This window comes from Abiotrophia defectiva ATCC 49176 (assembly GCF_000160075.2).
In the GTDB taxonomy this organism is placed as follows: Bacteria; Bacillota; Bacilli; order Lactobacillales; family Aerococcaceae; genus Abiotrophia; species Abiotrophia defectiva.
Window position 1 is genome coordinate 141609 of the sequence record NZ_KI535340.1, and the last position, 25677, is coordinate 167285.

23 protein-coding genes and 1 tRNA gene are annotated in these 25677 nt (G+C 43.7%); 4 read left to right on the plus strand and 20 right to left on the minus strand.

Features of this window, described 5'->3' with window-relative positions; all coding sequences use genetic code 11:
- Window positions 1-43: 43 nt before the first annotated feature.
- The 9 genes from GCWU000182_RS00670 to mltG form a co-directional block, all read right to left on the minus strand.
- On the minus strand, window positions 44-1069 hold the full coding sequence (locus GCWU000182_RS00670; protein ID WP_023390798.1) for a BMP family lipoprotein: 1026 nt from the start codon (window positions 1067-1069) through the stop codon (window positions 44-46).
- Between the two features lie 257 nt (window positions 1070-1326).
- Window positions 1327-1944, minus strand: a complete 618-nt coding sequence (locus GCWU000182_RS00675) for an ECF transporter S component (protein ID WP_023390799.1) — start codon at window positions 1942-1944, stop codon at window positions 1327-1329.
- Window positions 1945-1947: 3 nt separating this feature from the next.
- The gene (locus GCWU000182_RS00680) at window positions 1948-2274 is read right to left on the minus strand and encodes a HesB/YadR/YfhF family protein (protein WP_023390800.1); all 327 of its coding nucleotides are present in this window, start codon (window positions 2272-2274) and stop codon (window positions 1948-1950) included.
- Between the two features lie 72 nt (window positions 2275-2346).
- Window positions 2347-2982 (minus strand): response regulator, encoded by a 636-nt coding sequence (locus tag GCWU000182_RS00685; RefSeq protein ID WP_023390801.1) that lies wholly within the window; start codon window positions 2980-2982, stop codon window positions 2347-2349.
- A gap of 12 nt (window positions 2983-2994) precedes the next feature.
- The gene (locus GCWU000182_RS00690; RefSeq protein WP_023390802.1) at window positions 2995-4053 is read right to left on the minus strand and encodes a sensor histidine kinase; all 1059 of its coding nucleotides are present in this window, start codon (window positions 4051-4053) and stop codon (window positions 2995-2997) included.
- A complete protein-coding gene (gene liaF / locus GCWU000182_RS00695) occupies window positions 4050-4802 on the minus strand; it encodes a cell wall-active antibiotics response protein LiaF (RefSeq protein WP_023390803.1) in 753 nt (250 codons plus the stop codon). The genes GCWU000182_RS00690 and liaF overlap by 4 nt, the downstream gene beginning before the upstream one ends.
- Before the next feature lie 149 nt (window positions 4803-4951).
- Window positions 4952-5431 carry a transcription elongation factor GreA gene (gene greA / locus GCWU000182_RS00700; protein ID WP_023390804.1) on the minus strand — a complete coding sequence of 160 codons (480 nt, stop codon included), beginning with the start codon at window positions 5429-5431 and terminating at the stop codon, window positions 4952-4954.
- Window positions 5432-5629: 198 nt separating this feature from the next.
- Window positions 5630-6280, minus strand: a complete 651-nt coding sequence (gene udk / locus GCWU000182_RS00705; RefSeq protein ID WP_035363815.1) for a uridine kinase — start codon at window positions 6278-6280, stop codon at window positions 5630-5632.
- 23 nt (window positions 6281-6303) lie between these two features.
- A complete protein-coding gene (mltG, locus tag GCWU000182_RS00710; protein ID WP_023390806.1) occupies window positions 6304-7479 on the minus strand; it encodes an endolytic transglycosylase MltG in 1176 nt (391 codons plus the stop codon).
- 511 nt (window positions 7480-7990) lie between these two features.
- Here mltG and GCWU000182_RS09530 point away from each other — a divergent pair.
- Window positions 7991-9982 (plus strand): spore germination YkwD domain-containing protein, encoded by a 1992-nt coding sequence (locus GCWU000182_RS09530; protein ID WP_051372906.1) that lies wholly within the window; start codon window positions 7991-7993, stop codon window positions 9980-9982.
- Between the two features lie 110 nt (window positions 9983-10092).
- Here the strand turns inward: GCWU000182_RS09530 and GCWU000182_RS00725 are convergent, their stop codons facing one another.
- The 5 genes from GCWU000182_RS00725 to GCWU000182_RS00750 form a co-directional block, all read right to left on the minus strand.
- Window positions 10093-10419, minus strand: a complete 327-nt coding sequence (locus GCWU000182_RS00725) for a DUF1292 domain-containing protein (RefSeq protein WP_023390809.1) — start codon at window positions 10417-10419, stop codon at window positions 10093-10095.
- 16 nt (window positions 10420-10435) lie between these two features.
- The gene (gene ruvX, locus GCWU000182_RS00730) at window positions 10436-10864 is read right to left on the minus strand and encodes a Holliday junction resolvase RuvX (RefSeq protein WP_023390810.1); all 429 of its coding nucleotides are present in this window, start codon (window positions 10862-10864) and stop codon (window positions 10436-10438) included.
- A gap of 3 nt (window positions 10865-10867) precedes the next feature.
- Complete coding sequence (locus GCWU000182_RS00735; RefSeq protein ID WP_023390811.1) at window positions 10868-11125, minus strand: IreB family regulatory phosphoprotein; 258 nt, start codon at window positions 11123-11125, stop codon at window positions 10868-10870.
- 86 nt (window positions 11126-11211) lie between these two features.
- Entirely contained in the window at window positions 11212-13857 is a 2646-nt protein-coding gene (gene alaS, locus GCWU000182_RS00740) for an alanine--tRNA ligase (RefSeq protein WP_023390812.1), read from the minus strand.
- A gap of 266 nt (window positions 13858-14123) precedes the next feature.
- Entirely contained in the window at window positions 14124-15050 is a 927-nt protein-coding gene (locus tag GCWU000182_RS00750) for a diacylglycerol/lipid kinase family protein (protein WP_023390814.1), read from the minus strand.
- A 138-nt stretch (window positions 15051-15188) separates the two neighbouring features.
- Between GCWU000182_RS00750 and GCWU000182_RS00755 the strand changes: the two genes are divergently transcribed.
- The gene (locus tag GCWU000182_RS00755; RefSeq protein WP_023390815.1) at window positions 15189-16013 is read left to right on the plus strand and encodes a Cof-type HAD-IIB family hydrolase; all 825 of its coding nucleotides are present in this window, start codon (window positions 15189-15191) and stop codon (window positions 16011-16013) included.
- 79 nt (window positions 16014-16092) lie between these two features.
- Window positions 16093-16175 (plus strand) — tRNA-Leu (locus GCWU000182_RS00760).
- Window positions 16176-16286: 111 nt separating this feature from the next.
- On the opposite strand, the gene GCWU000182_RS00765 is transcribed toward GCWU000182_RS00760, so the two are convergent.
- From GCWU000182_RS00765 to prmA, 6 genes are all read right to left on the minus strand, one after another.
- Window positions 16287-19271 (minus strand): AAA domain-containing protein, encoded by a 2985-nt coding sequence (locus GCWU000182_RS00765; RefSeq protein WP_023390816.1) that lies wholly within the window; start codon window positions 19269-19271, stop codon window positions 16287-16289.
- 164 nt (window positions 19272-19435) lie between these two features.
- Window positions 19436-19879 carry a D-aminoacyl-tRNA deacylase gene (gene dtd / locus GCWU000182_RS00770; RefSeq protein ID WP_023390817.1) on the minus strand — a complete coding sequence of 148 codons (444 nt, stop codon included), beginning with the start codon at window positions 19877-19879 and terminating at the stop codon, window positions 19436-19438.
- Window positions 19880-19890: 11 nt separating this feature from the next.
- Window positions 19891-22101 carry a RelA/SpoT family protein gene (locus GCWU000182_RS00775; RefSeq protein ID WP_023390818.1) on the minus strand — a complete coding sequence of 737 codons (2211 nt, stop codon included), beginning with the start codon at window positions 22099-22101 and terminating at the stop codon, window positions 19891-19893.
- Between the two features lie 28 nt (window positions 22102-22129).
- Window positions 22130-22804 (minus strand): deoxyribose-phosphate aldolase, encoded by a 675-nt coding sequence (gene deoC / locus GCWU000182_RS00780; RefSeq protein WP_035363818.1) that lies wholly within the window; start codon window positions 22802-22804, stop codon window positions 22130-22132.
- A gap of 16 nt (window positions 22805-22820) precedes the next feature.
- Window positions 22821-23588, minus strand: a complete 768-nt coding sequence (locus GCWU000182_RS00785; RefSeq protein WP_023390820.1) for a 16S rRNA (uracil(1498)-N(3))-methyltransferase — start codon at window positions 23586-23588, stop codon at window positions 22821-22823.
- Between the two features lie 3 nt (window positions 23589-23591).
- Complete coding sequence (prmA, locus tag GCWU000182_RS00790; protein ID WP_023390821.1) at window positions 23592-24551, minus strand: 50S ribosomal protein L11 methyltransferase; 960 nt, start codon at window positions 24549-24551, stop codon at window positions 23592-23594.
- Between the two features lie 267 nt (window positions 24552-24818).
- Here prmA and GCWU000182_RS00795 point away from each other — a divergent pair, with 267 nt between their 5' ends.
- A complete protein-coding gene (locus GCWU000182_RS00795) occupies window positions 24819-25655 on the plus strand; it encodes an NAD(P)H-hydrate dehydratase (RefSeq protein WP_023390822.1) in 837 nt (278 codons plus the stop codon).
- Window positions 25656-25677: the final 22 nt, after the last annotated feature.

Consider the following 25677-nt stretch of genomic DNA (forward strand, 5'->3'; position numbering starts at 1 on the left):
AAAAGGAGCCAGGTTGCCCCAGCTCCTAGTACCTAATCCTTTATTAACGATTTGGTTTTTCAGGTACAGTGATTTCACCTTTGACGATTTTAGCTTTGTATTCTTCAACAGCTTTTTTAGCTTCAGGTGATAATTGGGCAGTCGTTAAGTCAACCCCGCCGTCTTTCAAGCCGTAAATAGTGTTACCAGATTTGAATTGACCTTCTTTGGTCTCTTGTGCGAACTTCTTAACCGCAGAGCCTACCCCTTTGAGTGTTGAAGCTAAAGTTAAGTGACGTTCTTTGCCATCTACAGTGACTAGACCTTCTGCATCTTGGTCTAAGTCAACCCCGATAACATATACTTCACGTTTAGGATCGTTAGTTACGATATCCTTAGCTTCAGAGAAGACACCGTTCCCGGTACCACCAGAAGCGTGGAAGATAACATCTGCACCACCTGAGTACATAGCAGCAGCTAATTGTTTCCCTTTAGCTGCATCAGCAAATGAACCTGCGTATTGAACTTCAACTTTGATAGAAGGATCAACTGCTTTTACGCCTTCAACGAAACCAGCTTCAAAACGGTCAATAACGAAACCTTCGACCCCACCGATAAAACCAACTTGTTTGGTCTTAGTGGTCTTAGCAGCGGCTACCCCTGCTAAGAAAGCTGCTTCATTATCCTTGAAGGTCAAGGAAGCAACGTTTGGTAAGTCAACTACAGAGTCCACAATAGCAAAGTGCTTATCTGGGTATTGAGTGGCTGCTTCTTTGACTGCAGCTTCTAATTTATAACCAATCCCGAAGATTAAGGAGAAGTTTGCTTGGACTGCTGAGTTAAGGTTAGTCACATAGTCAGAGTCGCTATTGGATTGTAAGTAGTCATAGCCACCTACCCCTTTTTCTAACTTGTTTTCTTTACCGAATTGCTCAAGACCTTCCCAGGCGCTTTGGTTGAAGGACTTGTCGTCTACCCCACCTACGTCTGTGACAATCACTGCAGAAAAATCAGCCGCATTTACGGCAACAGGTGCTACCAAACTTGCTACTGTCAAGGCTGTAGCTGCTAATCCAAAAGCTTTCTTCATTAAAACATCTCCTTTGAATATTTCTTACTCGTGAACTCGCTCTGAATTCCCTTACATTATATCATTATTAGGTCAATCTAGCAAGAAATTCTATGATGTTTTACTAAAACCATTCTCAATCGTTCGTATATTTTCATGAAAATGTCGCCCTAGTGCGCTAGATAGCCGAAAAGTCAACTAAATCTTGCTTAAAGCAAGGCAGTCTAAGCCCTAAAAGCATAAAAAAAGCGAACCTTCTAAGTTCGCTTCTTATAGGCTTAATGTTGTCCCTGACGCTTAGCCAGTTGTAAGGTCACTTGATAGAAAATTGGGGTTAGAATAGCTGCCACAAAAGCTTCCAAGATCCCGTTGGTCGCAATGATTCCCCCTAATAATTTCCAAAGGCCGGTCTGGTCTACCCCTTGAATGGTCATATAAGTTTCTTGCTTGAATAAAACCATAGCTCCTAAAACCAAGAAAGTATTGAGAAAACTACCACTAAAGCCAGCCAAGGCTCCCACTAGACGTGGATTTTTACTCCAAGACTTGAAGACCACAATCAAACCGGCCAAAATCAATGGCATGAGCATACGTGGCAAGACGCTGACCATGACATCACTTAAGACTTGGGCATGAATTGGTGACACAGGTGCAGTTAGGGCACGAATCCAAGAATTTAATCCCCAAGCCGTCCCAACCAAGACGCCCTCTTTCCAACCTAGCCAGAGAGTTGCTAAAATGACGGTAACATGGATGTAAGTAATGGATAAGACTGGGGTCGGAATGTTACCCAACATAGGCACCCATGATTGGATAATAATCAAGGCCACAAAGACACTTAATTTAACTAGTTGGTTGGTTTTATTTTGCGAACCATAGCGTTGATTTTGAGTCATGTCTTAAGCCTCCTTCACTAGGGGATTGACAGCCACCCCATCTTTGACAAAAATATAGGCCGGCTCACCATGACCCTCATCAAACTCAACCGACAAATCATGTCCATCGAAGAACCATTCGTCACGACTCTCAATATAGAAGAGCACGCCGTCTGCTTCATAAGTGACACCTGGTTCACTCGGGTAGTTGGTTTCCATAGCGAGGGAAAAGCCGCTGTTAATAGGGCTACAACCATAAACCTTGACTAAAAAACGTACGCCAGCCCCTTGGGGCAATCCTACTTCTTCCTTAAACCAAGCAACTGATGCTGGATCTACTTTTAATTCCATCCCTTACACTCCTTCTCTTGACTTGCTGTTTTTATTATAGCATGGTCCTTGAGACAGGACCTAACTAGGTGCTCACTGACCGTCCAAATGATGGTGAACCGCGTAAATAGCCGCCTGGGTCCGATCCTCCACTTCCAACTTGGTGAAGATATTGGAGACATGGGTCTTAACCGTTTTAAGGGTAATGACCAGTTCCTCGGCAATGGCTTGATTGGAGTAGCCTTGACCTATTAGACGTAATACATCCAACTCCCGATTAGTCAACTCATCATGAGGCTTAGGGCGCGCTTGGTCCAGTCGGTGCTCGATAATTTTCTCTGTCACGGCAGGTTCAATCACCTTATGCCCTTGATAGGTAGAACGGATGGCCTGGGCAATTTCAGCAGCAGACGAGGTCTTAAGTAAGTAGGAGCTAGCTCCCGCCTCCATGGCCGGATAGACCTTCTCATCATCTAGGAAGGAGGTCACAATAATAATCTTAGCTTGAGGCCAATCTGCCATAATTTTCTGAGTGGCTTCAATTCCATCCATGACATCCATGACTAAATCCATGAGGATAATGTCTGGTCGTAATTCAAGGGCCTTATGATAGCCTTCTAAGCCGTTACTGGCTTCCCCCACTACTTCCATGTCAGACTGAATCATTAAATATGATGAGACTCCTAGTCGGACCATTTCATGGTCGTCCACTAGTAATACCTTAATCATCTACTTACCTCCTTAAAATCTAATAGGCAGGGAGATATCCAAAACAGTCCCCTTACCTGTCATACTGAGAATCTTACATTCGCCCCCAAGATTGGTCACCCGTTCTCGAATATTACGCAAACCATAGGATCCGACCTTGTCAGCCTTATCCATGTCAAAGCCTAGGCCGTCATCCACAATTTTGAGCTGAGCCGAGCTCTCATCCACCTGGAGGTAGACCTCCAGACGGTTAGCTCTAGCGTGTCTTAAGGTATTAGAAATGGCTTCTTGTACAATGCGGAAGAGATGGTCCTCAATACCGGATTCCAAGCGCACATCGGCCAAGTCCCAGACAATCGTCGTCGGAATCTTGGTCTGGAGCTCAAGTAATAACTGTTCAATCCCCTGCTTAAGGGACCGATCTTCTAATCCAATCGGTCTCAAATGTAATAAGAGGGCTCGCATCTCAATTTGAGCCGTCGAAATAACTTTATCGACCCGAATAATTTGTTGGCGGATAGGTTCTGCAATCTCAACCTGCTCTTGGTCTTTGATAGCTGAAAGCATCATGGTGGCTGCAAAGAGCTGCTGACTAACCGAATCATGAAGCTCCCGCGCAATCCGATGGCGTTCAGTCTCGATAATTTCTTCCTTGGTTTCTTCCCCTACGAAGGTTGGGGAAGCAGCAAAATCCTGCAGGTCTCTAGACAGCTGGACCAGCTTGTCACGGATACGGTTGAGATCTGATGAAACCACACCACTATAATCGTACCAGGCGTGCAGCCCCTTGCCAGAATCCTTAAAAATAGGATGTTGATATTTTCCTAGCAAAAGCCAATTAATCTTAGCCCGAAGCTCCTCATAAGGGCCACTGAGGAAGAAGGTCAGGAAACCCGATACTACTAAGGCAATACTGAAGTTAGCCCCTACTAAGACCAGATAAAATGGAATTTGGAACCAGGTCAACTCCCAGAGACTAGCCAAACTCAAGGTCTGGAAGACGTAGACTTGAAGACCCACCATGATGGTTGTAATGGCCAAATTAACCAAGAGTTGATAGAGGAAGAGACGGCGCCATAAATGTAGGTTCATAGCACAATCACCTCCACTTCACCAAAGCCAACAGAAATCATGATATTGAGACGACGTGGCGTTGCGGCATATCCCGCAGTCTCCCAACGAAAGTTTTCCCCTACTAAGGAATAGCTTTGGTTCTCGAAGACCACCGCACCTGATACAGCTGAGATATTGAGCCGGAAACCTACATCACGCGGAATAATCAGCCGCGTACGGCCAAATAATTTACGAATGACAATGGTCGATTGTTCCGGTGGTAGGAGGGTATTGCCCAAGTCGACAATGGAGCTCCCCCCTAAGAAGACAATATTGATATCATCCCATTCATAATAGTTGGTTTTAGATTCCATAGAGGCAATCAGGGATTCACGCTTGATTAGGGTCCGCTGGCCGCTCTGAGGTTGAATTAACTTAACCCCATGATAGGCTTCCTTGGAACCACCGAAGGGATGGAGTAGTGACTCTCCCCAAACTAGGAACTCATTGCCGTTAGGTCCCCGGAAGAGCCAATAAAAGAGCACCAAGACCAAGAGCACTAGCCAGATAGACTGAGTCATAAAAATGGCTACGAAGAAACTCGTCAAGGCCAAAACCAGGATCATGCCCCTGAAAATTCCGATTGGGATGTAGACACTGGCGACTAGCAAGACTAGGCTGCCTAAAAACAAGAGAAAGGTGACGCCCCGCCCCATGAGTTCAAAGACCAAGGCTGTCCCAGCCAAAGCCAAAATCTGGAAAATATGGCGCTTTAAAAAAGCTATCATCTGTCCGTCCTCCTTTCTTAGCTTACGCTTCTTATTATAAACAATTTTAAGCCATAGGAAAACCCTTAACCCCCATCACCTAGGAAAAGCTGCTCCATAATTCGGCATAAAGAAAAGAGGCTAGCATCTCATACTAGCCTCTAAGCAAGTTAATTTTTCTCAATTTTGGTAATCTTCAAATCGAAGGAACCGCCTGGAGTTTCCACTGTTACGACATCCCCTAATTTTTTACCAATAATTGCCTTAGCAATTGGTGAATCATTAGAGATTTTGGCTTCTAATGGATCTGCTTCAGCAGAACCCACAATGGTATACGACTCTTCGTCACTACCTGGCAATTCAATGAAGCTTACCGTACGACCTAAGGTTACTACATCATCTGCCACATCACGATCATCAATGATTTGCGCAAAACGAATCATTTTTTCAATGACAGAGATGCGGCCTTCAACGAAGGCTTGTTCGTCCTTAGCTGCATCGTACTCTGAGTTTTCAGATAAGTCACCGTATGAACGGGCAATCTTAATACGCTCGATAATCTCCTTACGTTTATTAACTTTTAAATCTTCCAATTCAGCCTCTAATTTGGCTTTCCCTTCCAGGGTCATTGGGTATACTTTTTCTTCCATATACGTCTTAACTCCTTATTTTTAATGGATAGATGCTTCTCGTCCCCCCATGAGAAACAAAATAACACGAGCGAATTGGCCTTACGCCAACTCACTCGGTCTTGCCTCTGTCAGAACAGAAATAATATAACACTATCTTGGTCATTTAGCAATCATAATTTGATAGTTAGGCATAAAAATTCATAGAGCATCTTTTGCTTAGGCTTCTTGTTTGGCTTCGAGAGCCTTGCCTTGTAGGATAGAATGAATCTTGGTGGCTAAAAGATCAATCGCCACTTGGTTATAGCCCCCTTCTGGGACAATAATATCGGCGTAACGCTTGGTTGGCTCAATAAATTGGTGGTGCATTGGCTTAACCACGTCCACATATTGGTTAATAACCGATTCTACTGAACGGCCACGCTCTTTAATATCGCGGAGAATCCGGCGGGCCAAACGAATATCGTCATCGGTATCAACATAGACCTTAATATCCATCAAGTCGCGCAGGCGCGGATCTTCCAGAATGAGGATTCCTTCCACGATAATGACATCCTTAGATTCTTGATGAATGACTTCACTGCTACGCGTGTGGTTGGCAAAGTCATAAACCGGTTTATCAATGGCTTCCCCTGCTAAAAGTCGATTGAGATCGGCCACGAATAAATCCGTGTCGAAAGCCAATGGATGGTCATAGTTGGTTTTAAGTCTTTCTTCAAAAGGTAGGTGCGATTGGTCCTTATAGTAGAAGTCATGTTGGAGCATCATGACAGATAAATCGGCGAAAATCTCCATGAGTTTCATACTAACACTGGATTTTCCACTCCCGGACCCCCCGGTTACGCCAATTACAATCGGACGATTTGACATACTATTTTCCCCTCATTCTATTCTTATTCTGTTTCGCTTGATGATAGGCTTGATTCTTGACCGCTATTCTTATTGACATACTTAGCAACTAGGGCTTCATGTTCTTCCAAGGTTGTCGCATAGTAGACATTCCCGGTCTCGATATCCGCTACAAAGTAGAAGTAGTCTGAGGCTGTTGGATAAATGGCAGCCTGAATGGCACTGAGACTTGGGCTATTGTAGGGCCCTGGTCCTAAGCCCGTATGCTTATACAGGTTGTATGGTGAGTCCACTTCAGTATCCTTAATGGTCACCAGTTCCTTGTGTTCACCTAAGGCATAGAGGACGGTAATATCGGATTGCAGTGGCATATCGTTGTTCATACGGTTATAGAAGACACCAGAGATGAGCTTGCGATCTTCATCTGTGACCCCTTCCTTCTCTATGATAGAAGCTAAGGTCAAGATTTGATGGAAACTTAAGCTAGTATTGCCCATATCTTCCTTGAGTTTTTGGTATTCAAGGTTCATCTTACCCACCATTTGTTTAATCAGGTCTTTAACATTGGTACCAGCGATATAGTCATAGGTTGCCGGATAGAGGTAACCTTCTAACTTATATTTGAGCCCTTCTACCCCATCCAAACCTGAAATTAAGCTCGGATATTGAGATTTTAACTCTTCGATGAAGCTAGCATCATTAGCAGTTGCTAAGAAATCAGCTGCCTTAATTGGGGTGTTTTCTTCCACCATTTGGGCAATTTGTTCCAGTTGCATACCTTCAACAACGGTTAGTTTGGTATCCACATCGACTTCGATCGGTTTACCACCCTTTTGAAGGGTTGCAATAATGGTATCGGCATCCATGGAAGGACTTAAGTCATAGTGACCAGCTTGGAGACCATTGACACTTTTGGCCTTCATATAGAAGCTAAAGATATCGGCATTCTTAATTAAGCCCTGAGACTTAAGTAAGCGCGCAATGTCCTTACTGCTAGAACCAATCGGAATCGTTACTTGCACAGCCTCTGTCTTTTGGTTGTTAACTGCCTTTAGGGAATCGTTATAGTACCAGAAGCAACCTAAACCTACAACTAAGGCCAAGGCAACTAATCCTAAGATAATGTATTTGACGATGCGTTGGGTCATCAATTCTTCTTTTACCTGATGATCTTCCTTAAGTTCCGCATCTTGTTTGACTTTGTCCCAATCTACTTTCACTGAGGAACCTCCTTCGCTATGTGATAGATTCAATATATCCTATGCATTATATCAATTTTTCTGTTAAATAGCCATTATTATCCCTTTACAAGTCGGTTAAGCTACTTCCTTTTATTTGTAAACCAAGGATAGACAAGGAAGAGGTCAATAGAATAGTTTGAATATCAAAATATTTCATAGTTCAATAAAGTAATACCTCGCATTCGAGATTTTTGATGTATAATAAAGTTAGCAACTTTCGTATATTTCGTTTTTTTATCAAACTCTTCCTTATTGATACTATAGGGTTTTTGTTTTTATTAACCAATTTCTAATTCTAAATTTAAAATTTTCATCAAACTATATTTGCCTTTGAATTTTATTTTTGCTATAATCGTCTACAGTGTTGGAAATCCGTATTGAAACTGAAACATTGGACACAAAAATGTTAGGGGCGTTCAATGGCTTTGGTTTTCTCGGCAGGACGACCAACATCTAAAATAAACTCTATATTGAGAGGGGAAAACTACCTATGAAGAAAAAACTTCTTTTTGGGTTAGCGGCTGCAGCTTTGTTAACAGCCACTGCTACTAACTCAGATGTTTCTGCGGCTCGTTCGCGGAACAACTACAATAGCTACAACAGCTCTCGTAGCTATAACACTCGTTACAATACTCGCAACAATTACTGGAACTACGGCTACAACAACTACAGTAATTCTCGCAACAACTATTGGAACTATGGTTACAATAACTACAACAATGGTTATAACAACTATTACTATGGCTATAACTACGGTAATGGCTACAATAACTACTACTATGACTACGGCTATAACTACGGCTATAACTACAACTACAACAACACGACTCGTCGTATTACTTATTCTAATGGTCGTTACTGGTATACTGACCGTAACAACGTAAAATACTACTATAGCAATGGCCAATGGGTACGTTACGTTGAAGAGTCTACCTCTAATGACTACTTCTACTACAACGGTCGCTACTACAAATTGACTGGCGACAACAAGTACCTGGTATGGGAAAACAACCAATGGGTACCTTTAGAAGAGGAAGATAACTCTTCATCAGAATCTTCTTCTGAATCTTCTTCTGTTTCATCTGAAGCATCTTCTGAGTCTTCTTCTGAATCTTCTTCTGTTGTATCTGAAGTATCTTCTGAGTCTTCATCAGAATCTTCTTCTGTAGCATCTGAAGTATCTTCTGAATCTTCATCAGAATCTTCTTCTGTTTCATCTGAAGCATCTTCTTCATCATCAGCGGAAAACATCTTCCCAGGTCTTGAAGAATCTTCTTCTGTTGAATCACACAGCGACTTTGACTTTGATCACTTGAACAGCTCAAGCAGCTCAGAAAGCTCTTCAAGCAGCCAATTATCTTATCCAGATCCAACTTCAACTAGCGAATCTACAGATATCTCTTCTGTATGGAGTGGTAGCGAATACCCTATTCCAGCTGAAGGTTATGCTCGTGTAAGAACTGCTGTTTACCCTCCAGGTACACCTAATAACCCTAAAGTCTACAACGATTCACGTTACCGTTACAACAATGGTAAGCACTACTTCGTTGAAAAAGACGCAAAAGGTAAAGACATTTACTGGTGGACATGGGAAAAAGGCAGATGGTTCCTTCACGGTGAGGCATACTGGCCAGGCGACCCAGGTTTTGAATCAGGCGTTCACGAAAATCCAAACAACAGTGACGAGTACGGCTACACTTACGATGAAACTGTCTCTCCTAAACTCTACTCTGATATCATTGTAGGTAAAGGTAAAGCAGGCGATCCTCTTCCATTCAGCAACACTGAAGAATTCAAGAAGTATGTTTTATCTAAAGTTAACCACGTCTTCAAAGACAACTATGGTTACGACTTAAAAGTAACCTACTCTGTTGAAGATGAAGACAAACTCAAAGGTAACGCTGCAGGCGCTTGGGGTGGTCGTTACATCTTAGAAGCTAAGATTACTAGCACCGGTAAAGAAGAATACGAATGGGGCTATGTCAACTACGTCTACGAAGTAGAAGGTATTGCACAAGACGAAAATTCTGAGTACGGTTACGAAGACATGGCCAAGGCTAAAGAAGCCTTTGCCTTAATCAACCAAGCTCGTACCTCTAAAGGCTTACCTGCCTTGACTTGGGACGATGCAAGCTACTCAGCTGGTCAAGAAGCCCTCAAAGGTCTCTTAAAGAACTGGGATTCTAGCGGTATGGTAGCTCGTGCAACTGCGTCTCCTTCTGACGTTGTAAACAAATTCTTAGGTAATGCACACGCTCAAACCTTATTAAGCTCACGTGCAGTTTCTGGTTCTGTTTCCTTATTACAAAAAGCAGACAGCACCTACTACTGGAAGATTACCATCAACGAATCAGCTGATGGTGGTGCAGCAAACGATGGTTTCCAACCATTACCAGCACAAGACGACGAGTATGATGCAGCAGCTTCACACGAAGCTTTGATTGAAGAATTAAACTCTCGTCCACTCGAATGGAATAACTAATATTTCATTTTCAAGAGGGCTAGGATCACTCCTAGCCCTCTTATTTTTATCCTTAACCATAATAATTTTGGGCATAAAAAAGGGAGTCAATAGACTCCCTTTTTACTAGCTTAGAAATTGCCTTCTTCGTCTAAGAAGGTATTGAGGACTTCCTCAACCATATCCCATTCTTTCTCATCTTCGATTGGCAATAATTCACCAGACTGTCCGTCCTCGCCTTCCGTAAATGAGTAAGCTTGAAGCTCTACGTCCTCATCGTCAATAGCACCCGCTGGGTAGAGAATGACGTAGTTCTTACCATAATCTTCAGATTCGAAGGTAAAGAGAATTTCATATAAGGCCTCATTGCCGTTCTCATCCACAATGGTAATGTGTTCGTGGTGGTCGTGTTCATGATGATGATCATGATCGTGATGGTGGTCGTGTTCGTGTGGCATAGCTATGCCCCCTTCCTTAATTAATTCGGTCTAAATAATTCTGTAGGATAATGACCGCAGCTAGCTTATCAATAACTTGCTTGCGTTTCTTGCGGCTAACATTTCCTTCTGTGACAAGCATACGTTCTGCTTGCGAAGTGGTTAAGCGCTCATCCTGATAGTGGATAGTCAATTCAGGTCTTAACTTACTAATTCCCTCTCCATAGGCCATTGAGGCTTCTGCTCTTGGTCCCAGACTATTATTCATATTCTTGGGCAAGCCAATAACAAGCTCCTTAACCTGGTGCTGATCAACTAGTTCTAGCAGGCGGTCATAACCTAAGTCCCCCGCTGCCTCGTCAATACGAATGGTCTCAAGTCCTTGAGCAGTCCAGCCCATTAAGTCGCTCACTGCCACTCCTACTGTCTTGGATCCTACGTCCAAGCCCATAATACGTTTATACATGGTTTAACGATTTCCTTTAACGTAGTAGCGGACTAAGGCTTCCACAATCTCATCGCGCTCATAACGGCGAATTAAGTTTCTGGCGTCACGATGGCGTGGAATGTAGGCTGGATCTCCTGACAAGAGATAACCCACAATCTGGTTGGTTGCATCATACCCTTTTTCTTCTAGGGCGCTAAATACAATCTCTAGTACTTCGCGAATGGTCTGTTTATTGAGATCATCTAAGCTAAATAAGATGGTTTCATCTAATGATTGCATACTATCACCAATCCTCTCGTTTAATCTTATTGTACATGACTCTGTACAAGATTGGAACCTTTTTGCAACAATTCCGGCAAAAAAGCCTATAATTGTTCGTTAATTACTGCGCTGACTTGCGCCAATAATTCTGGAATCGCTTCTGGTTTCTTACCACCGGCTTGAGCCATTTGTGGCTTACCGCCACCGCCACCGCCGACAATTGCCGCTAATGGTTTGATGAGGTTACCAGCCTTAAGACCAGCAGCCAAGCCTTGCTCATCCACTTGGACCATGAGACTAACTTTTTCCTCTTGGCTAGCAACTAAGACCAAGATATTAGATGGTGCTTCTTTCTTCCAGATGTCAGCCATTTGACGCATCCCATCAACAGATTGATTGCCTAAGTTAATGGCTACATAAGTCACATCCCCAACACTTTGAACATCTTGGAAGACTTGTCCTGCTTCAGCTTGCAGTAATTTTGCGTTGAGCGACTCCACTTGAGCTTGCGCTTGACGGAGTTCTTCTTGCAATTGCTCTAATCGTGGTAAGAGTTGGCTAGCTTGAGCCACTTTGAGATGATTTTGCACTTCTTGTAGGAGTTCAGCTTGAGCCTGATAATCCGCAACAGCAGCTTGACCAGTCAAGGCTTCAATCCGACGAATCCCGGCCCCAATCCCAGACTCAGCTAGGAGTTTGAAGGTGCCAATCTCATTAGTGTTGTTCACATGGGTCCCACCACACAACTCGATAGATTCGCCTGCAATATTCACAACCCGTACAACATCACCATATTTTTCCCCAAAGAGAGCCATAGCACCCGTTGCTTTGGCATCTTCAATGGACATTTCAGCGATATCAACATTAGCAGAGTTGGCGATCCATTGGTTGACGAAGGCTTCAATCTGCTTGAGTTCCTCAGGTGTCACTTTACCAAAGTGTGAGAAGTCAAAGCGTAAACGATCTGGCCCAACGTAAGACCCCGCTTGGTTGGCATGGCTGCCCAAAACAACCTTCAAGGCGCGGTGCAAGAGGTGGGTTGCAGTATGGTTTTGGTTGGTCTTAAGACGCACTGCCCGGTCCACTTCCAAGGTATAAGATTGACCGACAGTCAATGGCATCTCCCCTGTTTTGATGCGGTGCATAAACTGACCTTGAGGTGCTTTCTTAACATCTAAGACTTGGCCTACTTCTTGATCGCCATCTAGGATGATCCCAGAGTCCGCTACTTGCCCCCCCATTTCTGCATAGAAAGGACTACGGTTGAAGAAGACCCAACCCTCTTGATGAGCTGGTAACTGATCTACCTTGGCTTCATCTAGCACAATGGCCTTGATAGTCGCGTTTGTGACAAGCGTTTCGTAACCCACGAAATCAAAGGCATCAGTAATGTTTTGTAAGAGGTCGCTTTGGACTTGCATGCTCTCTTCCTTAGAACGAGCTGCACGAGCCCGTTGACGTTGGGCTTCCATTTCTGTCTCAAAACCTTCTTGATCAACTGAGAAGCCTTGGCTATCAGCCAATTCAACCGTTAACTCTAACGGGAAACCAAAGGTATCATAGAGTTGGAAGGCTTGGGCGCCCGGAACCACGGTTTTGCCCTCAGCCTTGAGGTTAGCCATCAAATCATTCAGGTGAGCTTCCCCACCTTCAATGGTCTCGTGGAATCGCTCTTCTTCATTTAAGATGACCTTTTGAACGAAGGCTAATTGTTCCGTCAATTCTTGATAATAAGCCCCCATAATGTCCGCAATAACAGGGACTAATTCACTTAAGAAGCTACGGCTAATCCCCAATTTTCGGCCATGCATGACACTACGACGAATGAGACGACGTAGGATATAGCCACGCCCTTCATTGGAAGGCAATGCCCCATCACTAATCGCGAATGAAACCGCGCGAATGTGGTCGGCAATGACCTTGAAGCTGACTTGTTTGTCACCAGCTGAAGCAAAGTCTACACCAGAGACTTTTTCAATGGCTTGAATAATTGGCACAAAGAGATCTGTCTCATAGTTGGTTTTAGCATTTTGAATGACAGAGACTACCCGTTCCAAGCCCATCCCGGTATCGACGTTCTTGTTAGGAAGTGGTTGATAGGTGTCATCTGGCAAATGGTTAAACTCAGAGAAGACTAAGTTCCAGATTTCCAACCAACGCTCATTTTCACCACCTGGGTAGTTTTCAGGGTCGTCTGCTGCTAAATTATTAAATTCTTGGCCACGATCGTAGAAAATCTCCGTATCCGGACCACATGGGCCAGCCCCTATATCCCAGAAGTTATCTGCTACTGCTACCAAATGGTCAGCAATAAAGCCTGGCTGTTGTTTCCAGATTTCAGGCGTTTCCTTGTCTTCTGGATAGTAGGTAGCGTAGAGTTTGTCTGCTTCAAAACCTAACCAACGCTCGCTCGTTAAGAATTCCCAAGCCCAAGCAATAACCTCTTTCTTGAAGTAATCGCCGATAGACCAGTTGCCTAACATTTCGAAGAGCGTGTGGTGGCGGGCAGTATAACCTACGTTCTCAATATCATTGGTCCGGATACATTTTTGTACGTTAGCCAAACGACGGTTGTCTGGTACTTCCGTCCCGTCGAAGTATTTTTTAAGAGGGGCCACACCGGCGTTAATCCACAAGAGGGTTGGGTCATTGACCGGAATCAAAGAGGCACTTGGAATAATTTGGTGTTGTTTCTCTGCGAAGAAATCAAGATACATTTGGCGAATTCGCGCACTCGTCAATTGTTTCATATACGATGAACTCCTTTTCTAATAAAAATAAAAAACACATTCATTACATGCAAGGGCGATAAGCCGCGGTACCACCTTGCTTATAACGAATCTGCTTCATTACATCTTTAATGATTGTTAACGCCAATCCTACGCTAGTGTTGCCACTAGTAAGACCTAAGGGAGCATTGAGACCCGTGACTTCTTCCACCATATGAAGTCTCTCTGAGGCTGGGTTCAACATAGCCTTATACCTCTACCATTATACGGCTAAAAGGCCCTAAAAGTCAAGGTTCTGCTAGAATAAATGGATAAGTCAACCAATCAATGGTCAGCTGACGTGGCGCTGCCTCCTGGACCTCTCCGTCTACTTGACCTAGAATGGCTTGTTTAATGTCCAAATCAATCTTTTGACTGGTCCAACGGCTGACTTGAGGCGATTGGTCCTGCTGATGGCTGACTAAGACCTGCCAAATCAAGCCTGGTAAATGCCGTGCCTTGATACTGTGAAAGGCCATGACACTAATCTCTGGATTGCTAGCCTGACCTAGATTATCTAATTTTATGCCCCCACCCATATAAGGATTCTTGAGGACACTGAAGAGGTAGCAGTCAGACACTAATTGAGGCAACTGATTATCTAGGCTGAGGCTGACCTCAAAAGCCTCTAATTTAGGTAAGCTAGCAAAAACAGCCACTAGGTAGGACAACTTGCCCAAATGCCATTTAGCAAGCAAACGCCCCAGTCTCAAAGCCTTTGATTGCTGATTAACCATGGCATCAAAACCTATCCCTAGGCTATTAATGCCATAGCTAATTTGTCCACTGACTTGATCTTGCAAACGCAGAATGGGTACCTGACACCGGCTACCTGCCTGCCATTGATCCAAGGCTTCTGTTAGGCTTCGCTTAGCCTGCCAGGCTCTAGCAAAATCATTACCACGTCCCGCCGGCAAGTAGAGAATAGCAGGTGGCTGTGAATGGCCAGCTAGACTGGCCACAACTTCGTGCAGAGTCCCGTCACCACCAATAACCGCAATGACTGGCTCCTGGGCCAATTGCTGAGCCAAAATCTCACTGTGGCCAGCATAAGTGCTAATATGGACTTTAGGCTCTATCTGGCGCTTACCCAGGGCTGCCAAGGTCTCCTCCAAGACTTTACCTCCTTGTCCACCTCCAGCCCCTTGGTGGGCGATAATTGCTAATTCTTGCATCTGCTCTCCTGCCTCCTTAACGCCTTAAACATGGTCTGTCTGGCGCTTACCTTAACCTATTAATTGTAACGCAGATAGTTGTCATTTTCTAGGCTTTTCGATACAATAAATCTAGCAAATCGATTAAGGAGTTCACTTATGACAGATTATCAAATGCTGGTCTTAGATATTGACGATACTTTGATGACCAGTGAGAACACTATCTCTGATGCCACCTACCAGGCCTTGATGAAGGCTCAGGAGCAAGGCAAGAAAGTCGTGCTAGCCAGCGGCCGACCAACCCCTTCTATGATTGAAACGGCTAAGCAGCTCAAATTAGACCATTTCGATTCTTACATCATTTCCTTTAATGGCGCTGCCATCACCAGCATGGCGGATGGCCAGGAACTCTTCAGCCAACGCCTAGAAGCAGAGGCTCAAGATGATATTGTCCGATATATTCAAGCTAAGGGTCTGACCGTCCTAACCTATATGGACGACTACGTGGTCATGGATAAGGCCAATGATTATAGCCACATTGAAAGTCAATTAACAGGTATTCCCGACCGTTATGATCCTGAGGCCATCGCGAACCTGTCTCAACTAGCTAAAGCCCGTATGAAATTCATTGGCGTGGGTGACCCAGATTTAGTTGCAGCAGCCGATGCTGAACTTGAAGGTCGCTTCGGTGAATTAACCTATGCTACCACCTCTAAGCCTTACTTCTTAGAATTCGTTCACCACCAAGTCTCTAAAGGCCAAGCCATTAAAGTCCTCTGCCAACATCTTGGTTTGACACTTGACCAGGTCATTGCCTGTGGCGATGGGAATAACGATTTGACCATGATTGAGACAGCCGGTTTAGGCGTTGCTATGGCTAATGCCACCCCACTGCTTAAGGAAGCAGCCGACCATATTACCCTCTCCAACGACCAAGATGGTCTAGTTCCCATCATTCGTGACTTTATGGGAGTTAGCCTCTAGTCCAGTAAAAACTTAAACGCTTTTAGACCTTTGTCATTCCCTTTTTCAGCAAAATGTAGTATAATACATTTTGTGCTAAGCGGAGATGGCGGAACGGCAGACGCGCATGCTTCAGGCGCATGTGTCCAATAGGACGTGAGGGTTCAAATCCCTTTCTCCGCATCATAAAAGAGCCCTTAAAGGGCTCTTTTTTATTTCTACAAAATCATAGCTAATAGAATTTACATTCTTCTTATCACCTTAAATTGAGATTGCAAATCAGCTACATTATTCTTAAAACGCTTTATTAAGCTGCTTAAGGGTCTCCTTAACAACTTTACTACCCAATGAGCTATATAATTTCTGACTGCCTATAATATAAAATTCTTCCTTCGCCCTTGTTGCAGCGACATTCATAATATTTGGTGTACCAACTGCCCAAAACGCTGCACCCCTGCTATTTTCATCTGCACCAAGGACTAGATAAACAACTTTTGCTTCTTTTCCTTGAAATGTATGTACAGTTCCTACAGAAATATCCTTTAAATTTTCTTTCGAGAGCCTTGAAGATATCATAGTAGCCACCTTCTTGAAAGGTGATATTACAAAAATTTCTTTAGGCAAAACAGCATGCTCATTAATTTTCATTCTAATCTCTTCAATTAAGACATTAACCTGTTCAGTAACGAATTTATCGTTAGCAACACCTTCTACATCAATCCAATTCCCTTTGCCGTTCGAATCTTTTGCTAATTTTCCTTGAACCATCAGCCCATCATAGGAAATGGCATTAGAAATTGAGAACATTGGATCTTTACATCTCCGATGAACCCACAGAGGTATTCCAATCCATTCTCCCGATTGTCGTTCATAACCATACTGACTAGCTCGATCACATAATGTTTGAGCAGAAGCCTTTGATGAAAGATAGTTATCGTCAAGCGTATACTTTTGTTTCAGCAAACTAAATACTGCAGAATCTAGTGTAACGACTGGTTCGATTTGAGAAGGGTCGCCTACCATCACAATACGTTTAGACCTCATCACTGCTCCTACACAAGCTTGGGGTAATGCTTGTCCTGCCTCATCTATAAATACATTTGGCAAAGATGCATCACCAAAAGCTGAAAACATTCTTGAAAAACTTGCTAATGTCGTGCTTATAACTGGTACTACAAAATTTATCCAATGCCATGCTGAAATAATTTCTTTCTTCTCATAGTTAGCAGTATTATTCCACACCTTAAGAGCTTCCCTAAGATTTTGGCGGTTTTCGTACAAGTATTGCTTCCTAACAGATAAAGCTAAAATAAATAATTCATTTTGCATATATCTAAAATTTTTATCGAACCAAAAATTAGTCTTTTGTAGTGCTTCGTAGTCGCTTGAAAAATCAGGGATCTCTTGATGATAAAGTTTAATTTGCGATTCAATTGAATCTATTTCTCCCTTAATTTTTTCGGATTGACCAACGCTTTGATCTATCAACTTTTCGTTTTCAGATTTATCCTTAGAATATTTCTCTTGGATTTTCGCTTTTTTTGCTTTTTCTAGTTCTGTTGCCCTCTCCAATTTATGTTTCATCTTAAGAATATTGGCCTTATCTTTTGTAGCTAATAAAATCTTTTCCTTAGCTACGGCAATATCCTCTATATATCGTTTCACATCGGCGCCTCCGAATACTTTTCTCAATAGAAAGAATGCTGGTTTCTTCATTTGAGTCAACTCTAGTTCTTTTTCGTAAATTTCAATAGAAACAGCTACCTGAGATAACTTAGAGTCTAATAATCCTTGTTGATCACGCAACTTAGAAATTTTATTCTGAATCTTATCTATATTCTGACAAAACCGCTTATAGATTTCTTCCCTGCGCGTTTTATTTGTTTTAATCTCTGACAAACCTTGATTATATTTTGATTGAAGCTCTTTATTTTTGATTTTCAATTCGTATATTCCTTGCTTTTCATCCCGAGCACTCTTCAGCTTTAAATAGTGAGTTCTAAATTTTTCATATACTTCTGGGTTATTTCCATATGAATCTTCAAGGTTATCTATTACTGATTCTAATATCTCTTTTAATTTTTTTCTGTTTGCCATTTTTCCGGCTTCCGCTGAAATAAGGCCCCAACACTTTATCGTGTTATTATCCTTTGAAAGCAACTCTGTCGCAATGTCTTGAAAATAATCTGTTATTTGCAGCTTTTCAAGAAAGTCATCATTTGCTATTTCTGATTTCTTAGGGAGTTCATTAACAATATTTTGAACTGCAGCATTATTGCTACTTGCGACAATTATGCCCAAATCTGATATTTCACTAGGTAGAGGAATCAATTTACTCTCATCTCGCTTACCGACATTAGACATACTGCAAATGAAACGCGCTTGCTCAACTAGCATGTCCGCAAAGATATCTTTTAGCAAAGTAGTTTTCCCAGTACCTGGTGGCCCATTTACACTTCTGATATTATTTTTATCATTTAGTATCAGGTTAACTGCTACTTGTTGCATTAGAGACAAAGCAAATTCCGGATTCGAAGGAAATCGTCCTAGCGGATAATGTTTAGGTTGGAGAATCTCCGCAATTTTTTCTATAGATTTACTAGAGTTATTTTTGGTGTCTAAGGTAGTTCTTTCTTCGCACCCAAGAAGATATCTTCTTAGATTCGAAGAGGTTGAGCGATCAGCAAGATTTAAGTCATCTAGATAAAACGAATGGAGATTGGAATTTGCATTTTTGCAGTCTTTTAAGTACTGAAATCTCGAATTCTTCAAACAAATCCCAAAACGACGAACCATATTTTTAAAAGCATTATTAAAGTCATAAACTTCAAAGTATTCGCTGATGATATTTCGTATAGTGTCCTCTTCCTCAATCATATTTTCAGGAAGCCGCTTATGATTTCTTACATAACCACTTATACTGTAAAAGAAATATTTGTCTATATGCTGTAAATCGTAATTGAAATATACTGCAAAAGAGAACTTTTCTGTAGAGATTATTTCTTCATCTGAATCAGTAATATCTAAGTTTTGTTTGATTATATCAACAACTTCCTGAAAATCAAATATGTTTAAATAAAGTACTATTCCTGTATCTTTTACCTTGGTATCATCTAGTTTTTCTTTCTGATTTTCTTTATCTAAAAACTGTTTAAAATATACATAATAATCCTTTACGTCATCAAATACTTTCAATGCTTTGTTAGTAGACTTGATAGAGCCTTCAGATAGTTGCTCTACCACTTTCCAAGACTCTAGAATATTCTTGATCTGATTCATTATATTAGTACACCCCTTCCTAAAAACGTCTTATATTTATTCTGATAAGTCCTTGCATATTAATCATTGTAATTAACAATATCTTTTGTTTCCCTAACTTAAATTGTTTATGCTAGAAATAAATATTTATTAAGAAAACTGGGGCGGTACCCCAGTTTTCTTAATTACTTAGAGTCAATGATTAGTGTCACAGGCCCATCATTCTCAATTAAGACCTGCATGTCTGCTCCAAAGCGCCCGGTTTCCACTCTGAAACCAGCTTTCCTAAGAGTCTGGTTAAGCGCCTCATAGAGTGGTTCCGCCACTTCCGGACGAGCCGACTGGGTAAAACTTGGCCGGTTGCCCTTACGGACATCGCCATAGAGGGTAAATTGGCTAATGGATAGAATGGCTCCGTCAGGAAAACTATCTAGACTGGCATTCATCCGCCCCTGCTCATCTTCAAAGACACGCAGTTTGCTGATTTTGCGGGCGCAATAGGCCACATCTTCTGGACCATCTTCATGACTCACACCGACTAAGAGGACAAAACCTCTGTCAATCGCTCCTACCACTTGGCCATCAATTGAGACCTGGCCTCGACGGCAACGTTGAATAAGCACTCGCATTCAGAATCCTCCTACTTATTATTGACCCGGGTTACTTCATAAACATCCGGAATGCTACGTAATTTAACCATGAGGTCTTCTAGTTGAGCCGTATTGGAGATGGCAACCTTAATGGTGACTGTTGCCGTTGAAGTCTTGTCGTCAACTTTCCCGTTAACATTGCGCAAGGTCTTAACCGAGTGGTTGACCACATGCAAGACTTCATTGATGAGACCATTGCGGTCAAAGCCCACTACCCGAATCTCAGTGACATAGTCGGCACCAAGCTGGCCAGTGCTTTCCCATTCAACTGGAATGGTCCGTTGCTGCAAATCAGGTTCATTGAGTAGGTTAGGACAGTCTTTACGGTGAACTGAAATCCCCCGTCCTCGTGTCACGTAACCCACAATTTGGTCACCCGGAACCGGGCTACAACAACGACTGAGCCGAATCATAAGGTTATTAACCCCACGCACCATGACGCCATTTTCATGTTGGATCTTCATGGCCTCGGTCTCAGGTTTGTTGAGGGTTTGTTCATTAGTGAGAGGCTCTGCCGGTGGGACATCCTTCTGTTCCTTGCTATGCAAGAAGTTATAGACACTAATGGCCGACACTTCGCCCAAGGCTACGGCTGCAAAAAGGTCCGCCAAAGTCGGCACATTATAGCGTTCAAAGAGTTCCTTCTCATAGGCCTTCTTAGCCAATTGTTTAAGGCTATAGCCATTTTTCTTGAGCTCTTCTTCCACCATGGCTTGACCACGTTCACTATTGCGATCGCGATCAAGTAGCTTGAAGTAACGCTTGATTTTGTTACGTGCCTTGGAAGTAGCGGTATATTTCAACCAGTCACGACTTGGCCCATTGGAATTGGGGTTGGTTAAGATATCCACGATATCCCCGTTTTTGAGCTTATAGTTAAGCGGCACAATCTTGCCGTTGACCTTGGCCCCAATGGTTTTCTGCCCCACATCCGTATGGACATGGTAGGCAAAGTCCAAGGGTCCCGCCCCATTAGGCAGTTCGAAGACATCCCCCTTAGGTGAAAAGACATAGACTTGGTCTTTGAAGATGTCTTCTTTCACGAAGTCCATGAACTCGCCAGCATCTTTGGCTTCATCTTCCAATTCCACAATATCGCGGAACCAAGTTAGTTGCTTCTTAATGGCTTCATCTTCGCGGACTTGCTGGGTCTTACCTTCCTTGTAGGCCCAGTGAGCTGCAACCCCGTACTCCGCCACTTCGTTCATTTGGAAGGTCCGAATCTGAATTTCGACTGGCTTACCATGTGGACCGATAACCGTCGTATGAATGGACTGATAGAGATTGGCCTTAGGCATGGCGATATAGTCTTTGAAGCGACCAGGCATTGGTTTCCACTTGGTATGGACCGCTCCTAGGACAGCATAACAGTCCTTAATGGTCGGTACCAAGGCCCGAATGGCTAAGAGATCATAGATTTCATCAAAATCCTTATTTTGCTTGACCATCTTACGATAAATAGAATAAATGTGCTTTGGACGACCATAGACATCGGCCTTGATATGTAGCTCTTCGATGGCCTCGTTAATATCCTTGATGGCCTCTTGAATATAGGTCTCGCGCTCTTCCCGCTTGGACTTCATCAAATTGACGATCTGATAGTAGGCATCGGGATTGGTATAGCGTAGAGCGATATCTTCCAATTCCCACTTAATCAGATTCATCCCCAAACGGTCAGCCAGAGGCGCATAAATCTCAATGGCTTCTTGCGATTTTTCCACTTGCTTAGCCGGCTTCTGGAATTTAAGGGTCCGCATATTATGAAGGCGGTCAGCCAGTTTGACCATGATAATCCGCATGTCTTTAGCCATGGCCAAGAGCATTTTACGGTGATTTTCCGCTAGGGCTTCTTCCTTACTCTGGAACTTAAATTTCCCCAACTTGGTGACGCCATCTACCAAGAAGGCGACCGTCTCAGAAAATTCATGGACGATATCTTCTAGAGTATAGTCAGTATCCTCCACCACATCATGGAGAAAGCCGGTCGCGACCGTATCAGGGTCCATCTTGAGTTGGGCGAGAATTCCAGCAACTTGAATAGGATGCACGATGTATGCTTCTCCCGATAAGCGAAATTGCTCCTTGTGGGCTTCTGTGGCGAAATCCAACGCCTTTTTAACGAAGGCCACATGCTTTTCATTCATGTAGCTTTCGCAGAGGGCCATGACATCTGCGGCCGTTAAATCTGGTGCTTGTGCCATCCTACTCTTCCTTTCTTACTTGCAATTACTAATAGCTTCCTGGTGCATTGCTTGTAGCCTGACCGGTCACAATCGCAATCCCCTTGGAGGCGCCAATTCGGCTGGCGCCCGCTTCAATCATAGCCAAGGCATCCTCTCGATTTTGAACACCACCACTGGCCTTAACTCCCATGTCAGGTCCGACTGTTTCCCGCATTAGGCGAATATCTTGGACAGTTGCGCCGCCAGTTGAGAATCCGGTCGAGGTCTTAACGAAGTCAGCGCCAGCTTCCTTGGCTACTTGGCTGGCTTTGACGATTTCTTCCTTGGATAAAAGACATGTTTCTAAAATCACCTTAACTAAAGCTTGATGATTAGCAGCCCCCACTACGGCTTGGATATCCGCTTTGACTAGGTCCCAATTGCCGTCTTTTGCAGCACCAATGTTGATGACCATGTCGACTTCATCCGCCCCTTCTTGGATAGCAGTGCGGGTCTCAAAGGCTTTTACCGCTGAAGTGTTGGCCCCCAAGGGGAAGCCAATAACCGTGCAGACTTTAACATCTGAACCTTCTAGTAAGCTATGAGCGGTAGCCACCCAAGTCGGGTTGACACAGACCGACATAAAGCCATAGTCGCGGGCTTCTTGGCAGAGTTTTTCAATAGCGGCACGGCCAGTATCGGCCTTAAGCGCCGTATGATCAATGTATTTTGCGAGTTCCATAAAATAAACTCCTTCCTTATAATTCAAGTTCTAGGGCATAGGATAAGGCTGATAAGAAATAGATTGGGGCCGTCTCCGCGCGGAGAATCCGCGGTCCTAAGGCGACCGTCTGGAAGCCCGCTTCACATAATTGAGAAACTTCTTCTGGCGCCAGGCCACCTTCTGAGCCAAAGACGACCAAGACCTTGGCACCTGCTTGACCCTTAAGGGCTTGGCAGGCTTGACGTAAGCGACTATGCTCGCCTTGTTTGGCATCCTCTTCATAGGCTACTAAGCAAGCATCATAGTCAGCCGACTGAGCCAGTAATTGAGCTAAACTTAGGGGCTGGGCCACTTGAGGGATGCGAAGGCGGTGACATTGCTCGGCTGCTTCTTTGGCAATTTTTTGTAGGCGGTCTAGACGTTGGCCAGCCTTCTTGCTATCCCATTTGACGACATCTCGACTGAGGGCCAGGGGTTGAAAATGGCTGGCGCCACATTCGGTTCCCTTTTGGACAATGTAATCTAGCTTATCATTTTTGGACAAACCACAGGCAATGGTGACCTCAACAGGTAATTCTACTCGGTCTGCCTCTGCCTGGAGCTCTAAGAGGCGGAACTGAGCTAGTCGGTCTACCTCTCCTTCTAATTGGGCCAAGTAACATTGCCCGTCTCCAGTCACTAGCCAAGCTTTAGCACCAGGCTGAGATCGCATAACTCTTAGGAAATGCCGACTATCATCAGCCTTCAGACTCACTAAGTCCTGGACAAGTAAGCCAGTTTGGTCGATAAAATAACGTTGCATGCTTTAAACCTCTTGCTTCTGAGTTACCAGACCTGTCCAGCCCTTTAGTTGGACCCGTTGAACAAGGTGGAAACCATGTGCTTCTAAGTCTTCTATCAGTTGGTCAGCCTTCTCATTGAGAATTCCACCCAGAATCAGGTAACCATCTTCTGTTAGTAAGCGATGAGCATCTTCTAACATATTAACCAGAATATGAGGCAAGATATTGGCGACAATCACTTCTACTGGCCAGTCTACCCCTTTGAGCAAATCCTTAACTTGGAAATGAATCGGCGTTTCCTTGAATACTTTAGCCAATTCATCTTGACGTTCCTGCTGGTGAACCAAGTTTTGAAGCGCGCTGTCAACAGCTTGAGGATCTAAGTCGTAGCCCCACACTTCTTTGGCACCTAAGGCGGCCGCTACAAAGGCTAAAACACCCGACCCCGTACCGACATCTAAGACGCGTTCGCCTCCACGCAGGTACATTTCAAGTGCCTGAACCCCTAGTTGAGTAGTTGGGTGATTGCCTGTCCCAAAGGCCAAACCTGGATCCAAGTAGATAACTTGTTCACCTGCTTGGGCTTGGTAGTCCTCCCAAATCGGCACAATGGTTAGGTAGCGACTGATACGCTCAGGCTTATAGTTAACCTTCCAATTTTCCTGCCAATTTTCATTTTCAATCTCGCTGGCTTCAAGGCGAAGCGGATCACTATACTGGCTCTCCAACTGGGTCTTGAGACTATCTAGATCTGGCATCTCTTCGAAGAAGGCGATTAACTCTGTCTCGTGCTCCAGACGTTCTTTGGGCAGTGGTTCCGCTAATTCTCCAAATAAATTAGGGTGGTTCTCCAAATAGCCTTGGGCATAATCCACTTCCACCCCAATGGCCCCAGCTTCAAAGAGTAGATGACTGAGTAAATCAATCATTGCTGGATCCAGAGTGTCGAGTGAGACTACCACCTTAGACCAGGTTTCAGCCATATTAACACGTCCTTTCACGATTATCTATGTTCTTTATTATGAAACAAATACGTCAAAAATTCAATGACTAGGCTGTTAAAAATGCCCAAAATCAGGAATATTAGTTGATTTTTAGGCACTGACCCCAAGATATAGGTCAGTTTATTAGCTTATATGCAGAATATTGGCTCATTCTCTCCCACCAGTGGCTAAGCAAAACTAGCCTAGTTTGAACTAGAAGTGCTATAATAAAAGTGTATAAGACCTAAGTCCAAAGGAGTGACTGTCATGTTTCAGCCTTTAACTTACGATGGGCTAGCCCATCGTTTACCTAAGCGACCTAGCCAATCCCATAAGGGAACTTTTGGGCGTACGCTCCTTGTAGGAGGCAATGCTCAACTAGGTGGTGCCATTATCCTGGCTGCTCAAGCGGCTGTCTACGCAGGTAGCGGACTTACGACAGTTGCAACGGATGTCGCCAACCACACCGCTCTCCACGCTCGCCTGCCTGAGGCCATGGTCAGTGACTGGTCTAATCTAGCTCAGCTTAAGGAGTTAACGCAAGCAGCTGATCTAGTTTTGCTAGGACCAGGTATGGGACTGGATGCTTTTTCCTGCCAACGTCTGCATCGGATTCTAGATTGGCTAAAGCCTGGACAAAAATTAGTCTTAGATGGTGATGCCTTAACGCTCTTGGCTCGCCATCCCCATCCTGTACCTAGTGGAGTACCTATTGTGATTACACCCCACCAGGCTGAATGGCAACGTCTATCTGATCTAGCTATTGAGGACCAGACTCCCCAAGCCAATCTAGCCGTTCAAAAACAACTTGGCTTCAACCTAGTACTCAAGAAACCAGGCACGGAACTCTATCTGACGGATGGTTCCTGCTACCAATTGACAGTCGGCACACCGGCTATGGCGACCGGCGGCATGGGCGACACTTTGGCAGGGATGGTCGCCGCCTTTTTGGCTCAATTCCCTGATGACTTTAATTTAGCCCTATGCAGTGCCGTTTTCCTCCACTCCTACCTAGCACAAGAATTGGCTCAAACGCAATGGGTGGTCCTACCCCATCAGATTAGTGAAAAACTCCCTAGCCTAATGAAGCACTTCATTGGCTAGGGAACTAATAAAAACAGCAAGC